At 73.7% G+C, this 11,209-nt stretch carries 11 protein-coding genes; 6 read left to right on the top strand and 5 right to left on the bottom strand.

Annotated features, from left to right (window positions below):
• The coding region (locus I4I78_RS23580) for an epoxide hydrolase family protein (RefSeq protein WP_218613663.1) at positions 1–1,080 on the top strand (1,080 nt) is incomplete at its 5' end.
• Between the two features lie 67 nt (positions 1,081–1,147).
• Here I4I78_RS23580 and I4I78_RS23575 read toward each other — a convergent pair.
• Entirely contained in the window at positions 1,148–2,257 is a 1,110-nt protein-coding gene (locus I4I78_RS23575; protein ID WP_218613662.1) for a MerR family transcriptional regulator, read from the bottom strand.
• Positions 2,258–2,356: 99 nt separating this feature from the next.
• On the opposite strand from I4I78_RS23575, the gene I4I78_RS23570 reads away from it, so the two are divergent.
• Positions 2,357–2,740 (top strand): hypothetical protein, encoded by a 384-nt coding sequence (locus I4I78_RS23570; RefSeq protein WP_218613661.1) that lies wholly within the window; start codon positions 2,357–2,359, stop codon positions 2,738–2,740.
• 43 nt (positions 2,741–2,783) lie between these two features.
• Here the strand turns inward: I4I78_RS23570 and I4I78_RS23565 are convergent, their stop codons facing one another.
• The 4 genes from I4I78_RS23565 to I4I78_RS23550 form a co-directional block, all read right to left on the bottom strand.
• A complete protein-coding gene (locus I4I78_RS23565) occupies positions 2,784–3,800 on the bottom strand; it encodes a DUF4185 domain-containing protein (RefSeq protein ID WP_218613660.1) in 1,017 nt (338 codons plus the stop codon).
• A gap of 24 nt (positions 3,801–3,824) precedes the next feature.
• Positions 3,825–5,000: an NAD(P)/FAD-dependent oxidoreductase gene (locus tag I4I78_RS23560; RefSeq protein ID WP_218613659.1), complete on the bottom strand. Its 1,176-nt coding sequence runs from the start codon at positions 4,998–5,000 to the stop codon at positions 3,825–3,827.
• Entirely contained in the window at positions 4,997–5,737 is a 741-nt protein-coding gene (locus tag I4I78_RS23555) for an enoyl-CoA hydratase/isomerase family protein (protein WP_218613658.1), read from the bottom strand. Before I4I78_RS23555 ends, I4I78_RS23560 begins: the two co-directional genes overlap by 4 nt.
• Positions 5,738–5,864: 127 nt before the next feature.
• Complete coding sequence (locus I4I78_RS23550; protein ID WP_218613657.1) at positions 5,865–6,266, bottom strand: heme-binding protein; 402 nt, start codon at positions 6,264–6,266, stop codon at positions 5,865–5,867.
• Between the two features lie 303 nt (positions 6,267–6,569).
• Here I4I78_RS23550 and I4I78_RS23545 point away from each other — a divergent pair, with 303 nt between their 5' ends.
• From I4I78_RS23545 to I4I78_RS23530, 4 genes are read left to right on the top strand one after another with little or no spacing between them, the layout of a single operon-like run.
• On the top strand, positions 6,570–7,031 hold the full coding sequence (locus I4I78_RS23545) for a diol dehydratase small subunit (protein ID WP_218613656.1): 462 nt from the start codon (positions 6,570–6,572) through the stop codon (positions 7,029–7,031).
• Positions 7,028–8,722, top strand: coding sequence for a propanediol/glycerol family dehydratase large subunit (locus I4I78_RS23540; protein ID WP_218613655.1), 1,695 nt, complete (start codon positions 7,028–7,030; stop codon positions 8,720–8,722). The genes I4I78_RS23545 and I4I78_RS23540 overlap by 4 nt, the downstream gene beginning before the upstream one ends.
• Positions 8,722–9,297, top strand: coding sequence for a propanediol/glycerol family dehydratase medium subunit (locus I4I78_RS23535; RefSeq protein ID WP_218613654.1), 576 nt, complete (start codon positions 8,722–8,724; stop codon positions 9,295–9,297). The genes I4I78_RS23540 and I4I78_RS23535 overlap by 1 nt, the downstream gene beginning before the upstream one ends.
• A complete protein-coding gene (locus tag I4I78_RS23530) occupies positions 9,294–11,138 on the top strand; it encodes a diol dehydratase reactivase subunit alpha (protein WP_308252308.1) in 1,845 nt (614 codons plus the stop codon). Before I4I78_RS23535 ends, I4I78_RS23530 begins: the two co-directional genes overlap by 4 nt.
• Positions 11,139–11,209 lie beyond the last annotated feature (71 nt).

Here is an 11,209-nt window from a genome sequence, read left to right as displayed (position 1 = left end):
GCCCGATGGCCGGACGAGCTGCCCGGCGTCGGGTGGGAGTACGGGGTCGCGGGGGAGTACCTGCGCGACCTGGCCGACCGGTGGCGGCACCGGTTCGACTGGCGCGAGGCCGAGACGCGTCTCAACGCCCGTCCCCAGTTCACGACCCCGGTCGACGGCCAGGACGTGCACTTCCTGCACGTCCGGTCCCCGCGCGCGGACGCGACACCGCTGCTGCTCGTGCACGGCTGGCCGTCCACCCCGGCCGACTTCGAGCCCGTCATCGGGCCGCTCACCGACCCCGGCGACGACGACGTACCGGCGTTCCACGTCGTCGCGCCGTCGCTGCCCGGGTTCGGCTTCTCCGGCCCGACCCGCGAGCCGGGCTGGGACACCCCGCGCCACGCCCGCTGCCTGGCCGAGCTGATGGCCCGTCTCGGCTACGACCGCTACGTCGTCCAGGGCGGGGACTTCGGGTCGATGGTCGGGCCCGAGGTGGGCCGCGTCGCCGCCGGCCATGTACTCGGCGTGCACCTCAATGCCCTGGTCACGGCCGCCTACCCCGACTGGTCGTCCGATGATCCGCTGGCCGGGCTCTCCGAGGCCGAGCAGCACGCGGTCCACGCGGCCGGCGCGGAGTGGGAACAGCGCGCCGGCTACGCCACGATCCACTCCACCCGTCCGCAGACGATCGCGTACGCGATGACCGACTCTCCGCTGGGCCTGCTGGCCTGGAACCTGGAGTGGTTCGTCGACTACGACCCGGAGACGACCGGTCAGGCCCCGGTCGACCCGGACGCCTACCTGACGAACGTGTCCACGTTCTGGTTCACCCGCACCGCCGGATCGTCGATGCGCCTCTACAAGGAGGCCGGTGAGGCGTTCACGAACCCGGGCCCTCCCTCCGACGTCCCGACGGCGGTGTTGTCCCTGCTCGGCGACGGTGCGATCCGCGCGTTCGCCGAGCCCACGCACCGGATCGTGCGCTGGACCACCCACGACCGGGGCGGGCACTTCGCCTCGCTGCAGGCCCCCGACCTACTGGTCGACGACGTCCGCGCGTTCACCGCGGAGCTGCTGGCCGGCTCCTACGACCGGTGATCGGCGGTTCGGTACCGATGAGGGCCGGCACCGGCGTCGATCGGTACCGAAACGCCGATCACCCCCGTCAGACCGCTGCCGCGACGTCGGCCACCGCGATCCCGACGTTGTCCGGGGCCCCCGCCGCGAGGGCCAGCTCGGTGAGCCGGTGCACCACGGCGTCCGGGGCGGGCGCGGTGCGCAGGACGTCGTCGATCGCGACGGCGGGCAGCACGGTGTGCACGCCGTCGGTGCACAGCAGGATGCGGTCACCGGCCCGGATCTCGTGCAGCGCGAGATCCGCCCCGGCCGACGAGCCGCCACCGGTGACGGCACGCAGCAGCGTGGACCGCTCCGGGTGCGAGGCCGCCTCCTCCTCGGTCAGCGTCCCCGCATCCACCATCGACCGGACGAGCGTGTGGTCGTGGGTGAGCCGGGACAGCCTGCCCTCGCGCAGCAGGTAGGCCCGCGAGTCCCCGACGTGGACGAGGGCCAGCCGGGAGTCCCCGGCGCGGACGAGCGCGGTCAGCGTCGCGCCCTGGCCCAGACCGTCCTGGCCTACCTCCCGCGGGGACCCGTCGGGTGCGGCCCCGTCGAGCTGCGCGCCGATGCGGGTGACCGCATCCTCGAGCACGGCGAGCACGGACGCGGCACCGGAGCTGGGGGCCAGATCCGCGACGGCCGAGACGGCGAGGTCGCCGGCCCGTCCGCCGCCCGGCCCGAACCCGTCGGAGACAGCCAGGTAGCCGTCCCCGCCCGCCGCGCGGTCCTGGTTCCGCATCCGCACGAGGCCGCGGTCGGACCCGGCCGCGCAGCGCAGCACCAGCGGGCCGGGAGTGGGTGTAGGTGTGGTGACCATCGGGTCGTCCTCCTCGGACAGTGACCTGACGAGGGCCGCGACCAGGTCGCGCCGGCCGACCGTGTCCCGCTCGACCGTGGCCCACCAGCGCTGCACCGCGCCCGCGGCGGTGCCCGCCGGGGCGTCACACACCGCGCGGATGAGGGGCAGCGGCATCCCCGCCCGACGTAGCCACGCCACGAGTCGGGCCCGTTCGAGCTGGTCGGGCGCGTAGAGCCGGTAGCCGGTCACCGGGTCGGTGCGGGCCGGCCGGAGCAGGTCGAGCTCGTCGTAGAGCCGCAGGGCCTTGCGGGTCAGCCCCGCCACGCGGGCGAACCGTCCGATCGTCAGCAGCTCCATGGGCGTCCCCTCGTCGCCGGGCGGGGTGCCCGGTGGCCTCACGTTGGGCCCGGCCCCGGGGGGAAGGTCAAGCGCGGCTGTTGTGCCAGAGTGGTCGTGATGAACCGGTCGCGGGTGCCTACACGGCGGCAGTACCTGCCGCTGCTGGCCGCCGCGCTGCTGGCCGTCTGGATCGGCGGGACGTTCGCCGCGATCGCGGCGAACGGGGAACGCGGCGCGGGCTCGGCACAGGAGCTGATCGCGCGGGGGAGTACCGCACTGCGCGACGACGACGTCGCGGCGTTCGACGAGCTGCTGCTCGACGGCCCGGACAGCGACTTCGCTCGCGACTACGTCGAGCGGCTGAACTCCGCCGGGAGCCCCACGCTGTCCCGGACCGGTCCCGACGCCGCCGAGATCCGGTCCGGACGGCTGCTCGTCACACTGTCGCTCGCGCAGGAGGAGGACCGCTGGTACCTGAGCCTGCTGCCACCCACCGGCTGACCCGGCTGCCCGGGCACCCGGGATCCGGACACCAGCGGCCCGGTCACCCGAGCAGCTCGGAGACGTCGGTGCGGAACTGCATGGAGCGGTAGGGCCAGTTCGTGCCGGTGTTCCACTGGCTCACGACCAGGTGCAGGTCGGACAGTGTGGAGCCGGGTACGACGTAGCCGCCGTAGAGCTGGGCGACCCGCCCGCTCGCGTGGTCCTCCTCGCCCCACCCGCATCCGGTGAGCACAGTGGTGCGCGGGGCGCGGTGCAGGTCGGCGTTCGGCCGGTCGAGCAGCAGGGTCTCGATCCGGTAGTCGCCGGAGTTGAAGAACGTCAGCAGCCAGTGCGGCTGCCCGTCCGCTCCGGGGACGCGGCGCAGGTTCAGCTCGCCGAGCGCGCCCGGGATGGTGATCGTGGGCGGGTTCCCCCAGGCCCAGCGCTCGTCGGCGAAGCCCCAGGGCTCCCAGGCGTCGGGTTCGGTGATCCGGCCGGCCGGGACGCGGTGCAGCAGCAGACCGGCGTTGCGCTGGAAGCCGGTGGTGTAGGCGTAGACGTACCCGTCGTCGCCGGAGCACCAGGTGAGCTGCTGGAACAGGCCCTGGTGGTGGTCGCCGGGCCACTCGCAGCCGGTGCGCTCCCAGGTCACTCCGTTGTCGGCCGACGCGAGGATCTCGGTCCAGAGCACGTTGCCCAGGCCCCGGTTGGCCATCACGTGCAGGTACATCGTGTCGCCGACGGTGATCACGTCGGCCGGCAGCATCGTGGAGATCTTCCGCTTCCACATCCAGCCCGGCTTCGGGTGCCGGACGAGCTGGCAGGCGTAGTCGGCGGGGTCGCCGCCGGAGCCGGTCCAGCGCAGTCCCTGGCCGGTGTCGGACGGGTCGGCGAACAGGACGACCGGCGAGCGCCAGCCCGGCCCGCCCACGCCGGCGTCGTCGAACGTGTCCCCGAAGACCGCGACCAGCCGCCCGTCCGGGGCCGTGGTGACGATCCCGAGGTCGGTGCCCCCGACCCCGTAGGCGTCGGTGAGGCCGGGCCCGGTCAGGTCCGCGATCTTCGTCGTGGTCGCCATGGCCGCCAGGGTAGGTGGATCGTCTCAGGGAAGCGGCCGGGCCCACTCCAGATGGGTGTGCAGGACCCGGTCGGGCAGCGGTTCGCCGGGGTCGGCGCCGGTCACCGGGCTCCCGCTCATCGCGGCGCTGGCCAGGACGTTGGCCTGTGTCCGGCCGCGGCGGAGCCGTTCGTAGGCGGCGAGCGCCGCCGCCGGGTCGCCGATGCCGCCATGCTTGCCGGGGCCGTGCTCACCCGGGCCGTGCTGACCCGAACCGTGCTGACGCAGCGCCTTGGCCAGCACGACGGCGTCCTCGATCGCCATCGTCGCGCCCTGCCCGGTCGCCGGGGAGGCCGCGTGCGCGGCGTCGCCGACGACGAGCATCCGCTCGGCGGACCACGCCCGGACGTGCGGCAGGTCGTGTGCGTCGGTGACCTGGACCCGTTCCGCTGCGGCCACGACGTCCGCGGCCACCCCGGGCGCGACGGCGGCGCGCAGGGCGGCGCCCGGGTCGTCGTCCGGCGCCGGGACGGGGACGGCGGTGTCGACGCGGGCGAACCACCAGGTCCGGTCGGCGGTGGGGATCGCCCCGAACGCGACGTCCCCGGCCCGCACGACGTGGAAGTCCCCGACGTGCCCGAGCCGGGCGCCGGGGTTCGGCGCGGGGGAGTGGCCGTAGTAGATCCGCTGGCCCACCGGCCGTGGCGGGTGCGCCCGCGGGTCGACGAGCGCGCGCACCGGCGAGTGCAGCCCGTCCGCGCCGACCAGTAGCCCGGCCCGCAGGTCGGGGCCGCCGTCCACGTGCACCGTCACGCCGTCGCGGTCCGGGGTGGCGCCGATGACCCGCGCACCGTGGCGGACCTCGACGCCGCGCGAGACGGCCAGGTCGCGCAGTGTGCGGGCCAGCACGGCGCGGGCCAGGCAGCGGAACGCGACCGGCTCGTCCGGCCCGCCCAGGCGTCGCCGGTCGAGCTCGGTGCCGTCGGCGTCGAGGATCCGCATGTCGGCCATCGAGACGGACACGGCGGCGACCGCGTCCGCGGCGTCCAGGGCGTCCAGCGCGCGGACCCCGTTCGCGGCCAGGGTCAGGAACGCCCCGGCGTCCGCCCCGTCGTCCGGGTGCGCCTCACACACGACGACGTCGGTCCCGGCCCGCTGCAGGCCCAGCGCCAGCGCGGACCCGGCGATCCCGGCCCCGGCGACGACGACCGGTGCGGTCACCGGCGGTACTCCTCGATCGCCTCCCGGGTGGCCGGGAGGGCGAAGACCTCGGCGAACACGTCGAGGCTGGCCGTGACGCTGTCGGCGATCCCGGTGTTGCGCCACGTCTCGAACAGGCCCTTCTGCGCGGCGATCACCTCCGCGGTGGGGGCGACGAGCCGTGCGCACAGGTCGGCGACGGCGTCGTCGAGCTCCTCGGCCGGCACCAGGCGGTTGACGAGACGGTCGGCGCCCAGCTCGTCGAGGGTGTAGAGGTCGCCGGTCAGGATCAGCTCGTGCGCCTTGGACGGGCCGAGGAACGCGGGCAGCAGGGCGGCGTCGGCGATCGAGGGAATCCCGACCTTCACCTCCGGCAGCCCCACCCGCACGCCGGGGTGCGCGACCCGGACGTCGCAGGCCAGCACCAGCTCGAACGCCGCGCCGACGCACACGCCGTTGAGCCGGGCGACGGTCGCGACCGGGCAGCGGCGCACCGCGTCCAGGCACGCCGCGACCCGGGAGATGAGCGCGAGCCCGTCCTCCGGGGCGGCGTCTCGGAACGTGTCCAGGTGCATGCCTGCGGAGAACGCGCGGTCGCCGGCGCCGCTGAACACGATCGCCCGGATCTGCGGCCCGATGTCGCGCACGGAGTCCCCGATCACGTCGAGGTCCTCCAGACGCAGGGCGTTGGCCTGCTCGGGGCGGTCGATCGTGATCCGGCGGATCGGTCCGTCGTCGCGTACCAGCGGCTGGCCCATGCGTGTCCTCCGAACCTCGTGGCGCGACCGGCGCGGCCGCACGTGATCGTGTCATCCGCCCACCGCGGACGCGATCACCGACGCGGCGACTCCCCGTCGAGGACCCGGGGGAACGGCGAGGCGACGGTCAGGAGATGGCGGCGACCGCGGCCTCGGCGACCTGGGTGTCCTGCTCCACCGAACCGGCGCTGACCCCGACGGCGCCGATCAGCTCGCCGTCGCGGTGCACGGGCAGACCGCCGCCGAACGCGACCATGCCACCGGAGAGCTGCTCGAGGCCGTAGAGCTCCTGGCCGGGCTGGACCAGTGGTGCGAGCGCCGCCGTCGGTGCGTTCATCAGGACCGACGTGCGCGCCTTGCGTTGCGAGATGTCGATGCTCGCCCGGATCGCGCCGTCCTGACGCCCGAACGCGATCAGGTGCCCGCCGGCGTCGACCACCGCGACGTTCATCGGCTGGCCGATCTGGACCGCCCTGGCGAGCCCGGCATCCACCGCCGTGCGCGCCTCTGCGTATGTCAGGTCGCTCATCGTGTGCCCTGCCCCTGTCGTCGTGCCGCAACCGTGCGGTGATCGACTCCCACCCAACCGGACGGGCAGGCACGTCACCACCTGCTCTTTCGATCAGGCTCGGCTCCGGTGCGGCCGATACCGTGACCTCACCGACAGGACAGTGGCCGATCGAGCCATCCGGGGGACGGCTGTTCCCTTGACGCCGCGAATGCCTAACAGTTGACCGGTTGGTAGGCACGCCCGGACCCCGAGGCGTCGGTGCCACAGCCACGACCGCCACGGATACCGGCGACAGGAACCGGTAGGACGAGAGGTGACCGCGTGTCCGCTACCGCCCCCCACAGCGCTCCCGATAGCGGGCCCGACCTCGGGCCCGACGACTACCCGCTCTCGGTGAACCGTCAGGACCTGCTGCGCACCCCGACCGGCAAGCCGCTCTCCGCGCTGACCATGGAGGCCGTGGTGGCCGGCGAGATCACGCCGGAGGACCTGCGGATCGCCCCGGAGACCCTGCTGTTGCAGGCCACGCTCGCGGAGTCGGTGCAGCGCAGGCAGCTCGCGGACAACTTCCGCCGGGCCGCCGAGCTGACCGCGGTGCCCGACGCCGAGGTGCTCGCGATGTACAACGCGCTGCGCCCGCGCGCGTCGAGCCGGGAGGCGCTCATCGCGATCGCCGAGAACCTGGAGGGCAAGTACCACGCCACCGTCTGCGGCGCGCTGGTCCGCGAGGCGGCCGAGGTCTACGAGCGGCGTAACCTGCTGGCCTCGGAGGAGGAGTCATGACCGCGACGCAACCCCGCAGCTCGCGCCGGACCGAGATCCTGGAGTCCCGGCCGGTCAACCTCGACGGGTTCGTCGAGGAGTGGCCCGAGAAGGGCCTCGTCGCCATGGAGTCCGACTTCGACCCGGCGCCGGGCGTGCGGGTCGAGGACGGGCGGATCGTCGAGCTCGACGGCCGCGCCCGTGCCGACTTCGACTTCATGGACACCTACATCGCCGACCACGCGATCGACGCGGAGGCCGCCGAGGCCGCCAACGCCGTCCCGTCGGTGGAGATCGCCCGGATGCTCGTCGACCCGCGGGCCGGGCGCGACGAGGTCGTGGCGATCGGCCGGGCGCTGACCCCGGCGAAGATCCTCGACGTCGTCAAGCTGATGAACGTCGTCGAGATCATGATGGCGATGCAGAAGATGCGGGCCCGCCGCACACCCGCCAACCAGGCGCACTCGACCAGCGCCAAGGACAACCCGATCCAGGTCGCGGCCGACGCCGCCGAGGGCGCGCTGCGCGGCTTCGCCGAGCTGGAGACCACCCTCGGCGTGGTGCGCTACGCACCGCTGCTCGCGATCGCGCTGCAGGTCGGTGGGCAGGCCGGACGCGGAGGTGTGCTGACCCAGTGCGCGCTGGAGGAGGCCACCGAGCTGGAGCTCGGGATGCGGGGAATCACCGCGTACGCCGAGACGATCTCGGTGTACGGCACCGAGTCGGTGTTCGTCGACGGCGACGACACGCCCTGGTCGAAGGCGTTCCTGGCCAGCGCCTACGCCTCGCGCGGGATCAAGATGCGGTTCACCTCGGGCACCGGGTCGGAGGTGCAGATGGGCAACGCCGAGGGCCGCTCGATGCTCTACCTGGAGATCCGCTGCATCCTGATGGCCAGGGGCGCCGGGGTGCAGGGCCTGCAGAACGGCTCGATCAGCTGCATCGGCGTGCCCGGCGCGGTGCCCGGCGGCATCCGCGCGGTCGCGGCGGAGAACCTGATCGCCAGCTGGATGGACCTGGAGTGCGCCTCGGGCAACGACCAGTCCTTCTCCCACTCGCCCATGCGCCGGACCAGCCGGCTGCTCCCGCAGCTGCTGCCCGGCACCGACTTCGTGTGCTCCGGCTACTCCGCGGTGCCGAACCCGGACAACATGTTCGCGGGGTCCAACCTGGACGTCGAGGACTACGACGACTGGAACACCATGCAGCGCGACCTGCAGGTCGACGGCGGGCTGCGGCACGTGCGGGACTCCGAGATCCTGCAGGTCCGGGAGAAGGCCGCGCGGGCGCTGCAGGCCGTGTTCGCCGAGCTCGACCTGACGCCGATCAGCGATCAGGAGGTCGAGGCCGCCGTCTACGCGCACGGCAGCGAGGACTACCCGGACCGCGACGTGCTCGAGGACATCAAGGCCGCCCAGTCGGTGATGGACCGCGGCATCACCGGTCTGGACCTGGTGAAGGCCCTCGAACGGGGCGGCTTCCACGACGTCGCGGAGAACCTGCTCAACGTGTTGCGCCAGCGCGTCTCCGGGGACCTGCTGCAGACCTCGGCGATCCTCACCGGCGACTTCGTCCCGCTCTCGGCGATCAACGACGCCAACGACTACGGCGGCCCCGGCTCCGGGTACCGCCTGGAGGGCGAGCGGTGGGAACAGCTCAAGAAACTCCGGCACGTGACCAGCGCGGAGAACCCCGAGACGGAGGTGTCGTGATGACCGCCCCGGCCGCCGAGCGCACGCTCACGCTGAACGAGATCGGCCCGGCGAAGCGGGGGTCGCGGCCGGACGAGGTCGTCGTCGCCGTCTCGCCTGCGTTCGCCGACCCGTTCACCAAGACCATCGTCGACGTCCCGCACGCCGAGGTCATCCGGCAGATCCTGGCCGGCATCGAGGAGCAGGGTGTGACGGCCCGGATGGTGAAGGTGTGGGACACCGCCGACCTGGCGGCGGTCGCGCACATCGGCGCGCGGCTGTCCGGCTCCGGCATCTCGATCGGGCTGCTCTCCCGGGGCACCACGATGATCCACCAGCGGGACCTGGCGCGGCTGTCGAACCTGGAGCTGTTCCCGCAGTCGCCGCTGCTCGACGCGGAGGTGTTCCGCCGGATCGGGTCCAACGCCGCCCAGTACGCGAAGGGCGAGTCCCCGGCCCCGGTGCCGACACGTAACGACCAGATGGCCCGCCCGCGCTGGCAGGCCAAGGCCGCGCTGCTGCACCTCAAGGAGTTCGAGTGCATCGTGGCCGGTCGCAAGCCGGTCGAGGTCGAGCCGGTGATCTCGCGGCGGTGACGGGCGGAGCGGGCGGGGACGGCCTGCTGGTCGTCGGCGTCGACATCGGGAACTCGACGACCGAGGCGTGCGTCGCCACCGTCGGCGAGCGGGGCACCGACTACCTGGGGACGGCTCTGACCCGCACGACCGGGGTGAAGGGCACCCCGGACAACACCGAGGGCGCCGTGGCCGCGGTGCGCCGGGCGTTCGACGACGCCCGGCGCGCCCGGCCCGGTCTCGGGTCGGCCCCGCACGTCGTGCTGCTCAACGAGGCGACGCCGGTGATCAGCGGCCTGGCCATGGAGACGATCTCCGAGACGATCATCACCGAGTCCACGATGATCGGGCACAACCCGACCACGCCCGGCGGGTCCGGGATCGGGGTGGGGACCACGGTCGCGATCGACGCGCTCTCCGGTGCCCGGGGCCCGACGATCGTGGTCGTGCCGCCGGGCCGGGACTTCGACGACGTCGCGGCCGAGATCAACGACGCGACGGACCGGGGCGTCGAGGTCGTCGCCGCGGTCCTGGCCCACGACGACGCCGTGCTGGTCGTGAACCGGCTGCACGCGGCGATCCCGGTGGTCGACGAGGTCGGCGCGGTGGAGAAGGTGCCGCTGGGTATGGATGCGGCGGTGGAGGTCGCCGACCCCGGGCGCACCGTCCGCACGCTGTCCGACTCCTACGGCCTGGCGTCGGTGTTCGGGCTGGACCCGGACCAGACCCGGCAGGTCTCGCCGGTGGCCCGGGCGCTGACCGGGAACCGCTCCGCCGTCGTGGTGCGCACCCCCAGCGGGGACGTGACCGACCGGCGGATCCCGGTCGGCACGCTCACCCTGGCCGGGGCGGGCAAGACGCTGCACGTCGACGTCGACGCGGGCGCCGAGGAGATCATGACGACGCTGGCCCGCGTCCAGCCGCTGCAGGACGCGACCGGCGAGGGCGGCACCCACGTCGGCGGGATGCTCGCCCAGATCCGCGACACGATGACGGACGTGACCGGCCGCCCGGCGTCGGAGATCCGGATCCGGGACGTGCTGGCCGTCGACACCGTCGTGCCCAGCGAGGTGCAGGGCGGTCTCGCCGGCGAGGTCTCACCGGAACGGGCCGTCGCGCTCGCCGCGATGGTGCGCACCAGCCGCAGCCGGATGCAGGTCGTCGCCGACCGGGTGGCCCACGAGCTGGGTTGCCGCTCCGAGATCGGCGGTGTCGAGGGCGAGATGGCCGTGCGCGGGGCGCTCACCACGCCCGGTACCGCCGTGCCGATCGCGGTGCTCGACCTCGGCGGCGGCTCGACCGACGCGGCCCTGCTCGACCGGGACGGCGCGTGCTCGGCCGTGCACGTCGCGGGCGCCGGGGAGCTGGTCACGAAACTGATCTCCTCCGAGCTGGGGCTCGACGACCGCGACGTCGCCGAGTCGGTCAAGCGCCATCCCCTGGCCAGGGTGGAGAGCTTCTTCCACGTCCGGCACGAGGACGGCACGGTGCAGTTCTTCGCCGACCCGCTGCCACCGCACGTGTTCGCCCGAGTGGTGGTGATGACACCGGACGGCCCGGCGCCGGTCCCGACCCGCCGCTCCGTGGAGCACGTGCGCGCGGTGCGCCGGGAGGCCAAGCGCAAGGTGTTCGCGGTGAACGCGCTGCGGGCGCTGCGCCAGGTGGCGCCCGGCGGGAGCCTGCGGCTGCTGGACTTCGTCGTGCTGCTCGGCGGCTCCGCGCTGGACTTCGAGGTCCCGGACCTGATCGCGGACGTGCTCGCCCCGCACGGCGTCGTGTGCGGGACGGGCAACGTGCACGGCACCGAGGGCCCGCGCAACGCGGTCGCCTCCGGGCTGGTCGACGCGTGGGCGCGCCGGTGACCGAGAAGCCCGCGATCGTGCTGCGCTGCGACGCTCGCCCGGACCCGTCCGTGCTCCGGGAGGTCCGCGCG

Origin of the sequence: Pseudonocardia sp. KRD291 (assembly GCF_019263595.1) — a bacterium.
Classification (GTDB): Bacteria; Actinomycetota; Actinomycetes; order Mycobacteriales; family Pseudonocardiaceae; genus Pseudonocardia.
The sequence above is the reverse complement of the archived record's forward strand: the minus strand, read 5'-3'. Positions and strand labels throughout refer to the sequence as shown.

Excerpts from the sequence above, each read along its gene's own strand:
- I4I78_RS23575 (WP_218613662.1), bottom strand. The coding sequence starts at position 2,257 with ATGGAGCTGCTGACGATCGGACGGTTCGCCCGCGTGGCGGGGCTGACC.
- I4I78_RS23570 (WP_218613661.1), top strand. The coding sequence starts at position 2,357 with ATGAACCGGTCGCGGGTGCCTACACGGCGGCAGTACCTGCCGCTGCTG.
- I4I78_RS23565 (WP_218613660.1), bottom strand. The coding sequence starts at position 3,800 with ATGGCGACCACGACGAAGATCGCGGACCTGACCGGGCCCGGCCTCACC.
- I4I78_RS23555 (WP_218613658.1), bottom strand. The coding sequence starts at position 5,737 with ATGGGCCAGCCGCTGGTACGCGACGACGGACCGATCCGCCGGATCACG.
- I4I78_RS23550 (WP_218613657.1), bottom strand. The coding sequence starts at position 6,266 with ATGAGCGACCTGACATACGCAGAGGCGCGCACGGCGGTGGATGCCGGG.
- I4I78_RS23540 (WP_218613655.1), top strand. The coding sequence starts at position 7,028 with ATGACCGCGACGCAACCCCGCAGCTCGCGCCGGACCGAGATCCTGGAG.
- I4I78_RS23535 (WP_218613654.1), top strand. The coding sequence starts at position 8,722 with ATGACCGCCCCGGCCGCCGAGCGCACGCTCACGCTGAACGAGATCGGC.